Origin of the sequence: Paraglaciecola sp. (genome assembly GCF_039964565.1) — a bacterium.
Classification (GTDB): domain Bacteria; phylum Pseudomonadota; class Gammaproteobacteria; order Enterobacterales; family Alteromonadaceae; genus Paraglaciecola.
In genome coordinates this window covers 30,390-47,815 of the sequence record NZ_JBDVXF010000049.1, presented here as the reverse complement: position 1 = coordinate 47,815, position 17,426 = coordinate 30,390, and the positions used below count along the sequence as shown (strand labels likewise).

Below are 17,426 nucleotides of genomic sequence, written 5' to 3'. Positions count from 1 at the left end.
AGATGTCTAAGAACCGTACACTTTTCTAATTTTGCTAGAAACTGCGGTTTTTATGTCATTCCCTTTAGTAATATTATGCCGATGACTAAATCAGAGATTAGAGTCTTGCCATATGCCTAAGCGCCGTGCTTCATCCTCTGAGTCGGCCATTAAACCGGTCATTAATGACCGGCTTGTTTTCATTTCACTCTAGGTGAATCCCATTTTTCAGTACCTATAGTAAGTAGATATTGGCTAAATTAGATCACGCTTATGCCGCCACCAAATGCGCGGTATATATCCACTAATCGATTGAAGCTTTGTTGTTCAAGAAGGGCTAGTTGACTGCGACTTTCTAACACGTCACGTTGCGCTTCCAACAAATCTAAAAACTCTCCACTGCCGGCTTCAAAACGCTGCTTTGCAATTGTCATGGCTTTTTCACTGGCTCGCCATTGGTATTCGGTACTGAGTTGTTGTTGACGGCTAAAATTGTAGCTTTGTAACGAAAACTGCATATCTGCAAGGGCGTCAAACACTTGTTGTTCAAATTGCGCAAGGGCAATAACCGAGCTTGCTTGTGCTTGGCGAATACGTGCTTTAACTGAGCCTAAATCGGCTACTTGCCAGCTTAAGCTTGGAGCGATATTCCAGCTTTCATTCTGGCCGTTTACGCTGAGCCCCGGACCTGATAAAAATCCTAGAAATCCACTGACAGACAGATTGGGATATAAATCAGCCGTTGCGACCCCAATTCTTGCGGTAGTAGCAGCTAAGGCGCGTTCATAGCTTGCCACATCGGCTCGATATCGCAGGTAGTTTTCGCCTTGGGTTAAGGCGATAGGTTTTGAAAGTTGCGGCAAAACGCTGAGATCGTCTAAGGCTAATGTGCCGGGCTTCTTGCCTAATAAAGCCGACAAGGTCGCATCAGCACGTGCGAGTAATGTGCCGTATTGCGGCACTGTTGCCTCAACTGCATATACCTGTGCGTCGATTCGCGCCATTTCTAACTCCGAAGCAAAACCCGCCTCGAACCTAACTTTAACAATAGTACGAGTTTGTTGCAGGTTAGTGAGGTTTTGTTGCGCTACCTTTAAACGAAATTGTGCCCCTCTATAGTCACCATAACTTGTGGCTACCTGACTAATAATTTGTAGTTGCGCGTCATGCCAAAGAATGTCGGCCTGCTCGGCTTCGGCAGAAGCTGCTTCTATTGCTCTGCGAACCTTTCCAAACAAATCCACATCCCAAGTTAGATTTGCACCAGTACTGTAACCGCGAGTAATAGTATTGTTGTCGCTACTCAAAACCGTTGAGTTTTTCGTCGCTTGGTAACCTGTGTCTAGTGTTCCTTTAGGCAGTAGGTCGTTATCTGCATCACGAAATATCGCGTAAGCCCGTTGCACATTGGCTTGTGCTTGCAGCAAAGTACGGTTCTCAGTTAACGCTTCTTGAATTAAACGGTTGAGCTCTTTATCGTTAAAGGCTTGCCACCAAGTCGTCAATTTCTCAGATTGTTGGTATGGCGTGGTCATGTCGATGTTGTTGACCTGCTTTGGCGCCTGATAATCAGGGCCTACCGCACAAGCACTCAAAATCCAGAGTACGCTCAAAATGGCAACTGTATTTAATGGCTTACCCATGAGTCGCCTCCTTAGTTGTTACTAGTGATTGGGCGTCAAGGGTTTTGCGCTCCCCTCGTTTTGCAAGTACATAATAAAATAACGGAGTAAGTAGTAACCCAAATACGGTGACGCCAATCATGCCTGAAAATACAGCGACGCCCATTGCTTGACGCATTTCTGCCCCAGCGCCACTAGAAAACACCATAGGTACTACCCCCATGATGAACGCAATAGATGTCATCAATATTGGACGTAAACGTAAGCGACCAGCTTCGAGAATGGCTTGGTACGCGGTGCGCCCTTGGTCTTGGAGGTCTTTGGCAAATTCTACGATTAATATCGCGTTTTTGGTTGCCAGCCCCACCAGAACAATAAAACCAATTTGCGTAAAGATGTTGTTATCTCCTCCTGCAATCAGTACACCACTTAACGCTGACAATAAGGTCATAGGTATAATTAATATGATAGCTAAAGGTAAACTTAGACTCTCGTATTGCGCAGCCAACACCATAAACACCAATAAGATAATCAGAGGGAATATATATATTCCGGCATTGCCAGCCAATATCTGTTGGTAGGTCAGCTCTGTCCACTCATAACTCATTCCATTGGGTAGGGTTTCAGCTAAGATTTTTTCGATCGCTGCTTGGGCTTCACCGGAACTGAATCCCGGTGCCGCACCACCATTGATCTCGGCCGTAGTAAAGCCGTTGTAATGCATGACGCGGTCTGGTCCTGCGGTGTCGGTAACGTTAATAAAGGAGCCAATAGGTATCATATCACCGTGGTTATTGCGTACTTTAAGCTGACCAATTTGCTCAGGAGTTTGTCTAAACTTCTCATCAGCCTGCACATTAACTTGATAGGTACGTCCAAATTGATTGAAATCGTTGGCGTAAACCGAACCCATGTAACCTTGTAGCGTGGTAAATAACTCATCTAGTGATACCGCTTGTTGCTTAGCTTTAGTGCGATCAATGTCCAGATCAAGTTGTGGTACATTGATTTGGTAACTGGAGAATACCCCGGCTAACTCTGGCGTAGCCCAAGCTTTTTGCATGACTTGCATCGTCACTTTGTAGAGTTCGTCGTAGCCGTAATTGGCTCTATCTTGAATTTGTAATCTAAAGCCACCAATAGTGCCTAGTCCTTGTACCGGTGGAGGCGGGAATATGGCAATGTAGGCATCTTCGATAGCGGCAAATTCCTGATTCAGCGCTGCCGCTATAGCATTAGCCGATAACGCGGCATCAGTGCGGTTTTCAAATTCATCTAAGGGCGTAAATACAATGCCACTATTGGTGCTATTGGTTAAACCATTTATGCTCAGTCCTGGGAAACCAACTGAATGTGCCACACCTGGATGTTCGAGGGCTATCCGTGACATTTCTTCAATGACTTCTTCAGTGCGCTCCAGCGAAGCTGCATCGGGTAGCTGCGCAAAAGCAATCAGATATTGTTTATCTTGCCCTGGCACGTAACCTGTTGGCGTAGTGGCAAACTGTAGCCCGGTAATACTGAGCAAACCAATGTACATGACCCCGACTAACATGCCGTAGCGTAGGACTTTTTTAACAACCCAGCCGTAGCCATTAGATAAACGTGCAAAGAAGCGATTAAAGGGATTAAACAACCAGCTACCTAGAGATTTATCCATGGCTCGAGTAAGCAAGTCTTTTTTCTGATCCGGACTTTTTAGTAACAAGGCCGATAGTGCAGGGCTCAACGTAAGCGAGTTTATGGCCGAAATAAAGGTTGAAATGGTAATAGTTAAAGCAAACTGCTTATAAAACTGCCCTGTTAATCCAGACATAAAGGCGGTGGGAATAAACACTGCCGCCAATACCAAGGTGGTTGCCACTATTGGACCTGTGACTTCTTTCATGGCTTTTTCAGTGGCCGCAATCGGAGACAAACCTTCGTCTATATTTCGCTCAACGTTTTCTACTACTACTATGGCATCATCAACAACTATACCTATGGCCAGCACGAGTCCAAATAACGACAGTGCGTTCAAAGAAAACCCTAACAGGTGCATAAAAGCAAAGGTGCCCACTAAAGAAACTGGTACCGCAACTAACGGAATAATCGAGGCGCGCCATGTTTGCAAAAACAGCACTACCACTAACACCACCAGTAATACCGCTTCTAGTAGCGTTTTAACTACAGCTTGTATAGAGCCACGCACAAACACAGTCGGGTCGTATACGATGTTGTACTCTAAACCTTCGGGGAAGCTTTGAGACAACTCTGCCATTTTGCTACGCACATCGTTTGAAATTTGGATTGCGTTAGAGCCTGAAGCTTGAAAAACAGGGATCGCAGCCGCTTCTTGATTATCTAACATTGAACGCAATGCATAACTAGATGCGCCTAGTTCGACTCGCGCCACATCTTTTAAGCGGCTAATCTGACCTTGTTCACCTACTTTTATGATGATGTCTTCGAATTCTGTAACCTTTGACAAACGCCCTCTAACGTTGATTAAAAGTTGAAAGTCACTTTCTCCGCTTGGCTGTGCACCTAAGCTGCCTGCCGCGGCTTGCTGATTTTGTTCTCGAATGGCGGTTACAATATTGTTTGGAGATAACCCAAGGGCCGCGACTTTATTTGGATCAAGCCAAACGCGCATACTGTAATCACCGGCGCCAAATACACGAACTTGGCCAACTCCTTCTATGCGCGCTAACTCGTCTTTAACGTTCAAACTAGCGTAGTTCGACAAGTACAACATATCGTAACGTTTATCTGGCGAGGTTAAATGCACCACCATGGTTAAACTAGGTGAGGACTTTTCGGTGGTGATGCCTAGGCGCTGAACTTCTTCAGGCAAACGTGGTTTGGCACGTTCAACTCGACTTTGCACTTGGGTTTGTGCCAAGTCCACATCACTGCCTATGGCAAAGGTGACGGTTAAGGTCATTCGCCCATCAGAGGTGGCCTGAGAAGACATGTACAACATGTTTTCGACACCATTAATTTCTTGCTCTAGCGGCGAAGCAACCGTTTCGGCAATAACTTTAGGGTTGGCTCCAGGATAATTAGCGGTAACAACAACAGTAGGAGGCACCACTTCTGGGTATTCGGTTATTGGTAGTTGCCAAACTGATATGGCACCGACAATAAAAAAAATCAGGGAGATAACGCCTGCAAATATTGGACGTCGAATAAAGAACTGCGAAAACATGACTTTCCCCCTATCCGCGATCAGCTAGGATCTTGTCAGCTTGTGCTGTCAATTCGTTGCTGGTTTGGTCGAGTAGCTTTTGTTGCTGGCGCAAAGCAGTTAATGTTTCTTGTGAAGTCATGTCGATTAACTGAGGCTGAATTTGCATATTAGGGCGAACACGCTGCAGTCCGTTTACCACTATGACATCTTCGGGATTTAATCCTTCGGTGATGATGCGTAGCTTTTCTACTTTTTCGCCTAAAACAACTTTACGATATTCCAGTTGATTATTTTGATTAACAACCAACACAAACTTTCTATTTAAGTCGGTTCCAATGGCTTTTTCGTCAATGAGAATACCTTGATAAGAATGGCTACCCGTGAGTTTAACGCGAGCAAATAAGCCTGGTAGCAATGAATGGTCAATGTTAGGGAAACTAGCGCGAATACGAATAGTGCCGGTTTGCTGGTTAACAGCGTTATCAACAAAATCAATGTTACCGGTGTGGCTAAAATTCTCATCATTGGCAAGTGCCATATACACTGGATTGTCAGATGCATCTCGTGTATCTGAACGTTTTCCTGACTCAGCTAACTGTGAATATTTAAGGTAAGTTTGTTCGTCAACATCAAAGTATGCATACATTTTATCCATTGATACTAGGGTAGTGAGTTGACTTTGACCTGCAGTGACAAAGTTTCCTGCGGTGATGTGTGCATAAGAAACACGACCTGAAATTGGCGCAGTAACTTGAGTATAAGATAAATCTAGCTCTGCCTGCTGTAACGCCGCTTTTACCGAGGCAATAGTGGCTTGGGTTTGCTGTTTGCGAGCTAAGCGACCATCGAGTGTTTCAATGGATACCGCGTTTTGTTCGCTAAGCTTGCTGGCTCGTTTAAAGTCGTTTTGCGCTTGCACGAAAGCACTTTCTGCACTTTGTAGTTCGGCTTTTAAACGCTCAACTTCGGCTTTAAATGCACGACGATCGATTTGAAACAGCACTTCGCCTTTATTGACTACGGCTCCTTCATCAAACAAAACCTCTTCTATATATCCCGATACACGTGGCATCAAAGTCACGGTTTGTGGTGCTTGTAAACGACCAGCAAATTCGTCCCACTCTGTGATACGTTCATTGACGACTTTAGCAACGCTGACTTGCGGTGCCAATGGGGTAGAAGCTTGGTTTGTTGTGTTATCTTGGGTGCCGCAGGCAAGCAACACAACACTTGCGACTGCGCCTAATATCCAATTCTTTATGGTGTGTTTTATGCTCATGAGCTCTCTCAACCTATCTTTTAATAATATTACTTTAAATTGTTCTATTAAAAATTAACTTATGTACTGTTTGGTAAGAATATAGTGTTTGATGGTGTAGTCAAATGTTGTGTACCATTTGGTATGAAAAATAAAATCTATCTCATGTCTTTTTTTTATATGGCAACTTTTTATCAATCAAACTGGGCGCAGAGTATAAGAATACGCCGCCTTACTAGTTGCGCCCTATAACAAGTGGCAGTTGTCTCCAACGCGGCGAACAAGAATTAAGCTACTTCAAAAACAACTATTTTTTGTACTGACAAGTAAGTAATGTGCTATAGACATGTGATAATTAGGCGTTTATTATGTGAACAAAGTTAAGTTGGGAGTTAATCAATGAGCACCGCAAATTGTGCTACCGCTATTGGTAGGCCTAGGGCGTTTGATGTGCAAGTAGCACTAGAAAAAGCGTTAGAAGTATTCTGGGAGAAAGGGTTTGATGGCGCGTCTTTGTCTGATTTAACCTCTGCAATGGGTATCAATAAACCTAGCATGTATTCTGCTTTTGGTAATAAAGAGCAATTGTTTTTGAAGGCGATTGAGTTTTATAAGGATCGTCCATGCGGATTTTTTAAACCCGCCTTAGGGCAGCCAACTGCCTATAAAGTGGCTGAGAGTATGCTTTTAGGCGCAGCTAAAAGTATGGCCGATAATTCTCATCCTCAAGGCTGTGTGATGATCCAAGGCGCTTTGTCATGTAGTGAAGCAGCTGCTGGTGTGAAAGAAGAATTAATTAAACACCGACAGCAAAGTGAAGAGCAACTTAAAGATCGATTCGAATTAGCCAAAGCACAAGGTGATTTGCCAGAAAATGTGGATGCTTGTAATTTAGCTCGATATCTAAACACGGTGATGCAAGGTATTTCTATTCAGGCTAGTAGCGGCGCCACAGAAGAACAATTGATTGATGTCGCCAATTTAGCATTGGCAAGCTTTCCGGGAGGAAAGGGACAGTAGTATGATGCTTTAGATGTAGTGAAGCTATAACTAAATCTAGAACGTCTACTCGTAATTACTGTTGCAGAATAGAGTGGTGTTGAGCTAGCTAAAAAGTGTGTATTCGGCGCTTATTCGAGAATGACAAAAAAGGGGGATACTATGATTAAGTATCCCCCTTTTTTGATCGCTAGATATCGTTAGTTGGGTGTTTGGTTTGTTACACTCACTATCAAAACTTATAGGCGTAAGACATATTCAAAAAGTCCACTCCAGGGTTTTTACTGTTCAAGCCACCATTACTGTAGTGCATATACCTTAACGAAACCGATTCTGTCTGGTCACTGTTTAAGTCAATCGTTAAACCTAACCTGTCTTCAAATTGGTAATGTGAGCCGATATCTTTGCCTGCAAATTTAGTGTCATTAACCAAAGACACGCCGATACCAAACTCCCATTTGAGCGGATACTTGTCTTTAATGTAGTAGAACGTTTTACTGACTACTGGAGACAGCGCGAGCACAAAATTTGTCTCATGACTATTTTGTTCGCCATATTCCCAAAAGTTTAAGCTGGTTTCCCAGTAAATATCTAATTTGTCAAAGTACGGCACATTTTTCAGTTCGTAAATATAAGGTCTATAGGCCAATCGAATCCCAGTAATATCGTCTGAACCAATAAGTACATCTACCGCAACGGCTTGAGTGGTTTTATTGTTGGAGCTCAATTGACGATTTTGCTCGTTCAAAGCAGCGCCGCTGCTAGGAGACCAAACACTACTAACAACAACAGTTGATAGCATTAAAGTAAAACTAATGATGGGTACTAGATTTTTAAAAAGTAAATTATTAAACATGACGTAACTCTGTTTTTCTGTGGTTTAAATTTAAAGATTGTTAATTAACGAGATGCTCTACCTGAAACAAGTGATTCATTAGTGCTTTGCTTTCATTAATTTTGTACCAAATGGTATTTAAATAAATAATATACCGGTCGGTATGAAACGTCAAATTAAATTGTAAAAATAAGTCTAAATGAGCTAGCTAGTGTTGAGGAGCCATAGATTGTAAGGGACTTAAATGTGCTTAGGAGGGGATCGAATTTGTAGGGATGTTAGAATGTCGAAATGACTTATTTTGGTACTGCGATTATCCGAATGTTGCATGAACACATGCTGCCTGGTATTCATCTTCAATTCTAATTCCACACAGGAACGCTGCTCTGATTTTATCGGAGCTACTTTCAACGTTACATTGTATTCTTAAATGTGAAACCCTGCGGAGCTCGATTGATGAAGTAATAAAGCCAGAAAATTTATCAACGTTGCTGGTGGATTACGCCAACTGCGAGTTGAAGGTATAAGTGTGTAACTGCCATTTTTGTCCTTAGTTAAATTTCTTTTTCTTGTCCTGAATATATCCTTTTGATGAATATTTCCGGCTAGTACCGCTGTGTACACTTTGTAATATTGAATCTTTTAATCCAGCTAGCGCTTCCACTTCCGCAGAATTATTAAGGTAATCTCTAATGGTTTCTGCGAATTCATCAATAATCGTTTCAGGTTTATCTACATTATTGTCTTTGCCTAATTTAATAAGTTGCTTCTTATCTGGAAAAAGTTTTACACCATTTAGCTTTAGTGCCATCTTGTTATCTATTGTGTCGTATATAAGTGTATGGGTAATATCGTATGGCGGTGTCAAAGTGACGCTTGTGCGGCTCTCGTCATATTGCACTGCAAAGTTTTTAAGATGAGCATCACCATTACCAATTAAACAATTAAATACAATGTACTGATACATCCGGCTAAGTTGCAAATCGGATTGGGTAAATATTTGAGTCGCTCTCATTAATGTTTCATAGCTAGATTGGTATTTTTGATCTCCACGTTTACCCATCAATACAGTAAAGTCTTCGATTCCTAGACGTTTGCCATTTATTTCATCAAACCGATCTGTCACGAAGGCTTTCAAGTCTTCTGATAACCAGCATTGGCTAGGTGCTAAACCACAAACTCTAGCTGCTCCCATGCAAACAAATTCATTTGCTGTTAACAACTTAAACTCTTCGTCAAAAGTTTTGATGATAAAGTCTTCTTGTTGTAAAACGCTACGACCAACTGAAGGTTTACCTGTGTCGTTCACGGCATTCACCAGCACTTTTGGTTGAACTCCAGATACCAGACCATTTAGGTAATAACGGTCGAGTAACTGATGGAATATATTTTCTTTACCTTGCCATTGCAGAATATCTTTTAACGATAGTTGTTCGGTAGCTGTTTTTTTGATGTTGCTAGCATAGGATAAATGTCCAATGCCTTTGTCGACTTGCAGTGCAAGTAAATACATATCATTGACATTGGCATGACGTCTGAGCTTTTCGCTAATGTAACGGCGCACATAACCTTCAGGTAAGTTTTGACTGAATATTGGGTGGAGTTCGCCATAATTATATGGCTCCTGACGGTAGTTCATGGTGATAGACACCGGATTTGAGGATGTATAGCGGTAAGTAAATTGAGATGGTTGAGCCAGTTCACCAGACTCGCTACCAAATGCACTCACTTTAATATGGCTTATGTTTTGAGGAAGTTCAGCCATTATTCATCCTCAAACATGCTGGATAATTCATCCAGTTGCGGTAATTCATTGTGTTCTTCTATGATGTTTATCTTGAGACCTAACTGGTCAAGATATCTACGTAAGTATTTAATTCCCCCGGTAAAATTGCCTTTTTCCATAGCGATTATTTGGTTACGGCTTAACCCTGTTTGCAAAGAAACTTGGCTTTGTGTCCAACCTTTTTCTTTACGCTTTGCTTCAATCAATGACCCATCATACCAATGCATTGGTTGTTCCCATTAAGTGCCTAATTGATAACATATATTAACAATAAGGAGTTTTCAATCATATAAAGTTAATATATATTGACATTTTGGTGGGGAGAGGTACTTATTTAGCCAAACCTGACATTACCAAACCATTGATATTGTTATAAATCCGCGGTCAATATTTTTATAATACATTTTTCGATTTAATGAAAAACACGTTACAATTGGTTATAAGCTAAACAATAGAGTATTTAATTGGAAAAGTTATTAAAACCCATTAATGCATTCCTACAATGTGAAACCCCTCAAGCTTGGATCGAAGAGGCCATCAAGCCTGAAAATCTGCCAACATTATTAGTCGATCACGCCAATTGCGAATTAAAAGCGGCCCAAACGGCCATGTTACTGTTGCGCCGTTATGCTGTAGATTTGCAAAGTGGTAACGCTTTGTTAGCCTGGCTAAAGCCCTATGAAGATTTTGTTTATCGAAAAATAGGTGATGGTGATTTTAGTGATTACGAGAATTTATCCAAAAAATTGATCAGTAAATCTGACTTTGAACACGGTGATGAATTGATCAGTAAAATGGTGTTGTTGATAAAAGAAGAGTTACATCATTTTCAGCAAGTATGGGAAATTATGCAAAGTAGGGGAGATACCTACGATAATCTGACGGCATCTCGTTATGCTAAGGGCCTAATGAAACATGTTCGCACCCATGAACCAGCTAAACTCAGCGATACTTTGATTTGTGGAGCATACATAGAAGCGCGCTCCTGTGAGCGTTTCGCGAAGTTATCTCCCTACCTAGATAGCGAACTAGAGAGTTTTTACGTGTCGCTGCTGCGCAGCGAAGCTAGGCATTTTCAGGACTACTTAACCTTAGCGACCAAAATTAGCTCGTCCAATATAGAGCAAAGAGTCGAGCATTTTGGCCTAAAAGAAGCGGAGCTCATTAGCACCGCAGATAGTGAGTTTCGCTTCCATAGCGGAACACCATAAAATAATTGAGTAAATGTTTACGGTCACTTAGGTTAAACGGGGTTATTAGTGACCGGTTTAACGAGTACGGGTTATGCGAATTTTTGTACCTACCGAAATATTGTCAATCTCAAGAGTAGGGTTCAACGATTGTAATTCAGGAATAGAAACATCATAACGTTTCGATAATTGATAAAGAGTTTCGCCTTTTTTGATGATGTGTATTGAAAATTCGGGTTCTGGAAGTCGTTGATTTTGTGTTTCTTGTTCCTTCGCTGCCTTTGCTTTAGTACTAATTTCTTTTTCGTATCCTAGTGGCACTAAGTCGTTTTTTGACAATAATTCCTGAGCTTCTTGTTGCCGTTTTAATCTTTCGCTACGTTTTCTAGCCAAAATATATTTTCGGGTGTATTCGTTATGAGGGAACAACGAGTACAAGTATTCCCCTGTTCTTTCGGTCATTTCTGGTTGTTCTAGGGCTTGATACACCTCAAACGCCGTCCATAACATTTTTGCATCGATTTGTGATTTAGTCGCTTCATACCTTTTCATAGAGGCTTGGGCAGTATCTAGCTGGTTTTGTTCTACAGCAATCCGAGCTAAAGCAAGATGTACTTCAGGGTTAATATTTTGAGTTAAATCAATTTGTTGCAGCAACTGATCGGCCTGTTCTAGCTGTTGCCCGTTAAAGAAACATAATCCTATTTGCGTTAGCGTTTTGTTTTTTAATTTGATCCGAGCTGAAGAACGAGATTCATTTGGGATTTCATCCGAACTGGTAAATAGTGCTGCAGCATACCCTTCTAGTGCGGGCCATTTTTTTTCGGAGCAAAGGTAATCGGTTAATGTCTCTGGTACTGAAAGTTTGTCGAATGGAGCGTTGCTCAACGCTAATAAGAATGCTTTCTGCGCACCTTCGGCATCACCAGTTGCAGCTCGCAACTCCGATAGCGTTATCAAATTATTTGGTACGTCTCGGGAATTTGTCGCATCAATAGCGTTAAAGGATTCCTGTGCTTTATTAATGTTGCCAATCATTAAATAAGCTTTTACGTGTGATAACTTAATTTCGGTTTCGTCAGACGTTCGATCGATTGGTTCAGATAAGGGGGTAATCGTCTGATTAGTAGTACAAGCCATATGTAAAACCGCAAGGGTAAAGAAAATTAAGTATTTATTACGTCGGGATTTTTTGACTGACAGTGAAGCAAGGGGCATTTATTTTTATACCGAAGTACTTTTTAAAGTTTCGTTATTCTAAACCAAAATTGAGGTGTAAAGGTAGGGCAATGAGGCTTTAAAAGCACTGTTCGACACGGAAAAAATTTCATGTTTTAGTTTACTTGCTTTAGATAACGCTTCGCATGATAAAACTAACGAATGATTAACTAATCTAGGATCACCGAGTGGGCTCTCCTTAAAAATGCTAAAATGGTTTATCGAAAAGCGCTATGATTGGATGTTACAGGGAGCAATATCGGACTCAATAAATTGTTTATTCTCTGCCATAGGTAAAAATTCCAAGTTCGCATTTTCTTGAAATAAACTCCCAGCTGTCACATTGGTAATGAGGCCATCTTGGTTTTTTCTAGCTTGTCCCTGAATAAATACTTCAACTTGCTTATTCGACACTGATTGAACCACACCAAAATAACTATCAGCAAAGCTGCAAACTACGGTTCCATTGATAATAGGCAGGTCTCTAACAGCAATCCATTGGGATGTTCTGGTATTCGTTTCTAACAACGTAGTCCAAGTTTCTAGTTCTTTGGGTTCACTAGTTAAATCCCAGTTTTGGGTAGGGTCATTGGTCAGTTGTCCTTCATTCCAATTAGCATCACTAAAACTTGCCGTTTGTTTTTTTGATTTTGGTTGCAAATAAAACTGTTTTACTAGGCTTGTATGTCGCAGCATTGGATCATTAATAAATTCCCGATAAGCAGATAGGGTTGAGGCCTCTTTTAAAAAAACAATAAAGTCGTTCAAAGAATCGAAACCATCTTGTTTGTTTGATAGGTAAGTTAAATACTCACCTAAAACTTGAGCGTTTTCATTACTCAGTTTCACCCAAGCAGAATTTAGTACGTACATTTCACCATAGAACGCAAACAACTCGAATTCATATAGCTCAAGGAAATCTGATAAAAGAGTATTTTCTCCCGCATACTCTACCAATTGTGTACATTTTGGGTCACAGACATACTTCTGCATAAAATCTGGCCTTAACAAATCAAGAGAAACATGGTCTGCGTTTGGTTGTAAGTTAATGTTTTGAAGGGCAAGTTCGAACTGACCATTTTTGTTGTTAACGCCTAATTGCGCGATAACGGTAAAACCGTAAACAGGTAATTCACTTGATGTATATTGAGACAATGCGTACCACTTTTGCGCCGCTGACTGGTGGCGTTCGCCAACTAGTTCAATCGGGGTGGTACAAGCCGCCAGAATTAAAATGAACGCAAAAATACTGTTGCGTAAATGTATGGCAGGTTTGCAGAAACTAATGAGCGACTTAATATTTAACATGTATTATTCTCTCTTAACTAGAGTTCGCTCCATTCGATAGCAGCTTCATAGGTGAAGTTGAAAGTTTGCCCTGAGGATATTGAGCCATAAACTGTAAGGTCACCGCCCATATCTAGGTGAACAATTCCAGAGGTTCCTGTATCTATTTCAACAAATTCGGTATTGTCCACAATCAAAATTGACGTCACATCATTTGTCATATTTACTCTGGGGTTAAACATGAAGCCATCCCCATTATCCAGGCTAGGTATGACCTTCACTTGCAACCTATGATTTGGATTAGCTACAATTACATACTTTGCTGGTTGCACATCACCAGATAGGCTACATAAAAAAGGCCCCTGAAAACTAACGATTGAACCATCTATAGGGCTCATTCGGCAACTTCCAGTACCTAAAGTGAGTCTGCCGAAATCTATTTCTTGTACTACATTAAACGTAGGTGTAAGGGCCAACGAATTCATACTTAATACTGCAAGCTGGCACAACAAACTGATTTTCAATAAAATTCTGAACATACCGCTCTCTCTATAAACATTCCACTGATACACCTAATAAGAGTATTACTGTGGCTCTGAAACAAATGCATTGATTTGCCAATTCCGGTTAACGAAGCAACGTTTTTATGGATTTATATTTATCCTTAATTATCGTCGTTACTTTTGATACTAATTATTCCTTTTTACGAACAAAATAAGACTGTTCAAGTGGTATATGCTGTTGAGCAAATTCCATACCATCGCCTATTGTAAGAAAAGAACCATAACTCAAGCGATAAATACTTTTTGACGTATCTTCAATAATGCTGAATTGTTCTCGTTTAAATACCTCAGAGGCCATTTCATCAATGAGTTCTTGGGCATACTTTATGTCTCGATATGCTCCAAACTGAATAACAAACTTCCCTTTATCTACGTTTTTGCTTGGCAAGGTTTCGCCTTCTGTTTCGGTCTCTTCCAGAGTATTTAGGGTAACCGGTGGTTGAACTTTTTGGGGCACATTGGGTATTATACTTTTCCCCACTGTGAGTGTTGGTAACCCACCAACTTTGCTACTTTGGCTCAGTGAGGAAGTATTATTTTTAGACAGTGAATTAGTTACACTTTGAGTTAATTTGTTTTTACCCACGTTTTCGAAGTTGGGAGTGTTTTGATTTGCTACTTTAACAATACGCTTTAAAGACGCAGATTTTGGGGCAATAGTGTTCTCAGTTAAAGAGTGTTTGGCCATGACTCTATCTTTAGTCGGTAATGTAAAATAGTTGCGACGAATATTTTCATCGTTGTCCCAGACTACCGGTTCTGAATTTTCAGCATTCAAACTGAATATTTCAATCTCTTCCGCTCCCTTACCTTGAGCCGAGTTAAGGCGCCGTAGTGTCATGGTCGGCAGTTCGCTGTAACCCCCTTGTCCGCCGGTCAATAGGTTATAACCTATGATCTCTGAGGTATATCCTTTGGACGCTAAATTACTTTGCGCAATTCTAATTTGATAGTTGCCAGGTGGCAGCGCATTGAATTCATAATACCCATCTAAGTCGGTATCACTGACTCTTAAAACCTTAAGGGCCTCATCTAACAGCTCAATGCTGACGTTCTGTACACCTATTTCACGGCCATTTCGTGTTCTCAAAACAAATCCCACAACATCTGTTGATAATACAAAAGGCATATTAACATCTACGTATGCTCCAGGGTGGGTATACACTACGTAATCGTTGTTTATGGTGTTACTACCTTCTTTCCACTTAGCTCTAAAACTAAATGGAGTAACAGTAAATACACCCGGCAAAATAGTGCGACCGTTCTCTCCACTTGGGATGTTTTTCCATTCGTTGTTTCCATAAAACTCTACATCGCTTAGGTTATAGTCGAGAGGGTCGGGCACACCATTGAGCTGTCGATCCAAATAGGTATGCACATCTAAGGTGGCAGAATTGTTAAGAAGCTTTTGATTTAGCAATAAACGGTTGTTGCGATAGTCGTAACCAAGAAAAAATTGTACTCCAAGCTGGAATGACCATTTGTCTGACTCATCGTAACTGGTTGAAACGTTTAATTGAAAAGCTTCGGCTTGCCATGATGCTCTATGGCTAAAACGCCAACTAGCTGAACTATCGGTCGCTAATGGTTGATAATTTGCTGTTAGGGTGTGATAACCCTGCCATGAGTCTTGGAATCCTTTTTGAATAATAACAGAAGAAGATTCTAGAATAGGATCACTCGCTTCAGGATCATAATCTACATCAGCACTGACACGAATTTTGTAGGGTAATGTGCCGCTTAAGCCTATACTTCCGCGCATACCTGAACCTTCGATTCCACCATCTTGTTTGGGAGTGCTTTTAAAATATGACAGGGTGTGTCGAAAGTTCATTGCGCCGATGTTTTCGGAAAGTCGATTAGAAAACGTAATGTTTTTTGCTAAATCATCTTCACGATAGCCACCAGAAAAATTGAGATTAATCCATTCCGTAGGTTTGCTGTAGTTTCCTTGCAGAGCCAAACTCTTGCCTACCGCAGAAGTGCGGTTACTCGTAAAATTATCAGCAGATTCAAAAACTAACGAATAACGGTCATTCTCAAAAGCACTACCTTTTAGTGTGGTGATTTGTGCATAGTTACTATCCTGATCAAATGAAATGTCATTTTCAAGTAACATTCCCGGTAAACTGAGGGCATTTTTTAGATTTAAAAATTGCTGATTATCTTCGAGACCGGCGTAACCAAAGCCGATTTGCCAATTGTCGCTCACACCATAGTCGATTGTGCCACCGAAGTCAGTTAAGCCGTAGCCTTCATCGCTTTGATCATTAATGATTTGATGATTTCTGTCTAGCGCATACAGAGAGTGAGAAAATTGTCCTTTCTTGAGAGGGTTGCTATTTAGCTCAATGCTTTTATTTCGAATTTCGGTTTCACCATATGGCCCATATAGTTTTATCTGATACCTATTTACACCATATTCCACTTCTACGTCTTCAAAAATTAATAGTCCATTGTTTGGTACTGTGGAAGTGTCTAAGAAAATGTTATTGCGAAACAATTCAGCTTCCCAACCTGGAGGAGCAATTTCTTCAAGTGTAATTGCTTGGTTGCTTGGCCTAAAGTTAGTTGGATATTGGCTAAAAGAAAGCCCAAGCCCTGCGCTACCTGCAGTACTGATGCCGTTACTTACACTACTCACATCTCCAATTTGATATTGATCATATATACCTAAGATATAATCATCAGGTTTGGTTTTATAACGACTAAGAACTAAACGAGCAGCTAAATCACTACTATTTGTATCACTAAGCGTTAAGCTAGCTGAGTGATACAAAAAGTCAGAGGTTAATTGGGCTGAACCATTTATAGTAGTATTGGTATCATTTGTATTGGCCGCGATGCTAACTCGTCCATGGGGGATAGTTAAAAGTCGATACTGGTCGGCTATAGTAATTGGAAACTCTTGGCGTTCGCCGGATACAAAAGAACCTGTTACCTTGTTTAATTGTCGGACCCTATTTTGTTCAGCAATCTTCTGCAGCGGGAACATCGAAGTTTTGTAAGGTGTATCAATTGTTAATTGTAAATTTTGGAATACAAGTTCCATTTTTGCCGGGAACAAACGTTTAATCAGTTCCAAATCGCTGAATACATAAAAATCATCTGTGGCCCAAACATGTCTATTAAAATTTTTGCTAGAAACGTTTTGGTCAAGTTCAAATCTATGTTCTTTTTGGTCTTGCCAGATACTAAGGGAGTTTTCTGAAACGATATAGCGAATTTTAAGAGCGTCAAATAATGGCTCTATGGCGACTAGCAGCTTATCGTTGATTTGGTAAACTTCTAGTGAACGGCTAATTGTACGACCATTCAATGTTACATCTAGTAAAATCAACTGATCTTCGTCAAGGGGGACTTTGCTTAGTTTTTCTGATTCAGCCTGCAGATTACTGCTAAGTAATAGCCCACAAAATATTAAAAACAATCGAAAATGTAAATTTAACATGCTGATAACAACGCCATTAATTTGACAAGCCACTGACCTCTATTAGTTATCTGCGATACAAGCGAT

General features: G+C 40.8%; 12 protein-coding genes. 2 read left to right on the top strand and 10 right to left on the bottom strand.

Annotation, left to right across the window (positions count from 1 at the left end):
• Positions 1-239 precede the first annotated feature (239 nt).
• From ABJK37_RS23695 to ABJK37_RS23685, 3 genes are read right to left on the bottom strand one after another with little or no spacing between them, the layout of a single operon-like run.
• On the bottom strand, positions 240-1,622 hold the full coding sequence (locus tag ABJK37_RS23695) for a TolC family protein (RefSeq protein ID WP_348358965.1): 1,383 nt from the start codon (positions 1,620-1,622) through the stop codon (positions 240-242).
• Positions 1,615-4,791, bottom strand: coding sequence for a multidrug efflux RND transporter permease subunit (locus ABJK37_RS23690; protein ID WP_348358963.1), 3,177 nt, complete (start codon positions 4,789-4,791; stop codon positions 1,615-1,617). The genes ABJK37_RS23695 and ABJK37_RS23690 overlap by 8 nt, the downstream gene beginning before the upstream one ends.
• A 10-nt stretch (positions 4,792-4,801) precedes the next feature.
• Complete coding sequence (locus tag ABJK37_RS23685; RefSeq protein WP_348358961.1) at positions 4,802-6,052, bottom strand: efflux RND transporter periplasmic adaptor subunit; 1,251 nt, start codon at positions 6,050-6,052, stop codon at positions 4,802-4,804.
• Positions 6,053-6,430: 378 nt separating this feature from the next.
• Here ABJK37_RS23685 and ABJK37_RS23680 point away from each other — a divergent pair, with 378 nt between their 5' ends.
• Positions 6,431-7,051, top strand: coding sequence for a TetR/AcrR family transcriptional regulator (locus ABJK37_RS23680; protein ID WP_348358959.1), 621 nt, complete (start codon positions 6,431-6,433; stop codon positions 7,049-7,051).
• 211 nt (positions 7,052-7,262) lie between these two features.
• Here ABJK37_RS23680 and ABJK37_RS23675 read toward each other — a convergent pair whose 3' ends face one another.
• From ABJK37_RS23675 to ABJK37_RS23665, 3 genes are all read right to left on the bottom strand, one after another.
• Positions 7,263-7,886 (bottom strand): acyloxyacyl hydrolase, encoded by a 624-nt coding sequence (locus ABJK37_RS23675; protein WP_348358957.1) that lies wholly within the window; start codon positions 7,884-7,886, stop codon positions 7,263-7,265.
• A 529-nt stretch (positions 7,887-8,415) separates the two neighbouring features.
• Positions 8,416-9,630, bottom strand: coding sequence for a type II toxin-antitoxin system HipA family toxin (locus tag ABJK37_RS23670; protein ID WP_348358955.1), 1,215 nt, complete (start codon positions 9,628-9,630; stop codon positions 8,416-8,418).
• The gene (locus ABJK37_RS23665; protein WP_348358953.1) at positions 9,630-9,878 is read right to left on the bottom strand and encodes a helix-turn-helix transcriptional regulator; all 249 of its coding nucleotides are present in this window, start codon (positions 9,876-9,878) and stop codon (positions 9,630-9,632) included. Before ABJK37_RS23665 ends, ABJK37_RS23670 begins: the two co-directional genes overlap by 1 nt.
• A gap of 237 nt (positions 9,879-10,115) precedes the next feature.
• Between ABJK37_RS23665 and miaE the strand changes: the two genes are divergently transcribed.
• The gene (gene miaE, locus ABJK37_RS23660) at positions 10,116-10,862 is read left to right on the top strand and encodes a tRNA isopentenyl-2-thiomethyl-A-37 hydroxylase MiaE (RefSeq protein ID WP_348358951.1); all 747 of its coding nucleotides are present in this window, start codon (positions 10,116-10,118) and stop codon (positions 10,860-10,862) included.
• A gap of 57 nt (positions 10,863-10,919) precedes the next feature.
• On the opposite strand, the gene ABJK37_RS23655 is transcribed toward miaE, so the two are convergent.
• From ABJK37_RS23655 to ABJK37_RS23640, 4 genes are all read right to left on the bottom strand, one after another.
• On the bottom strand, positions 10,920-11,981 hold the full coding sequence (locus ABJK37_RS23655; protein ID WP_348358949.1) for a LysM peptidoglycan-binding domain-containing protein: 1,062 nt from the start codon (positions 11,979-11,981) through the stop codon (positions 10,920-10,922).
• Between the two features lie 309 nt (positions 11,982-12,290).
• A complete protein-coding gene (locus ABJK37_RS23650) occupies positions 12,291-13,367 on the bottom strand; it encodes a hypothetical protein (protein WP_348358947.1) in 1,077 nt (358 codons plus the stop codon).
• 17 nt (positions 13,368-13,384) lie between these two features.
• Entirely contained in the window at positions 13,385-13,885 is a 501-nt protein-coding gene (locus ABJK37_RS23645; RefSeq protein WP_348358945.1) for a hypothetical protein, read from the bottom strand.
• 154 nt (positions 13,886-14,039) lie between these two features.
• Positions 14,040-17,360, bottom strand: a complete 3,321-nt coding sequence (locus ABJK37_RS23640; protein WP_348358943.1) for an SdrD B-like domain-containing protein — start codon at positions 17,358-17,360, stop codon at positions 14,040-14,042.
• Positions 17,361-17,426 lie beyond the last annotated feature (66 nt).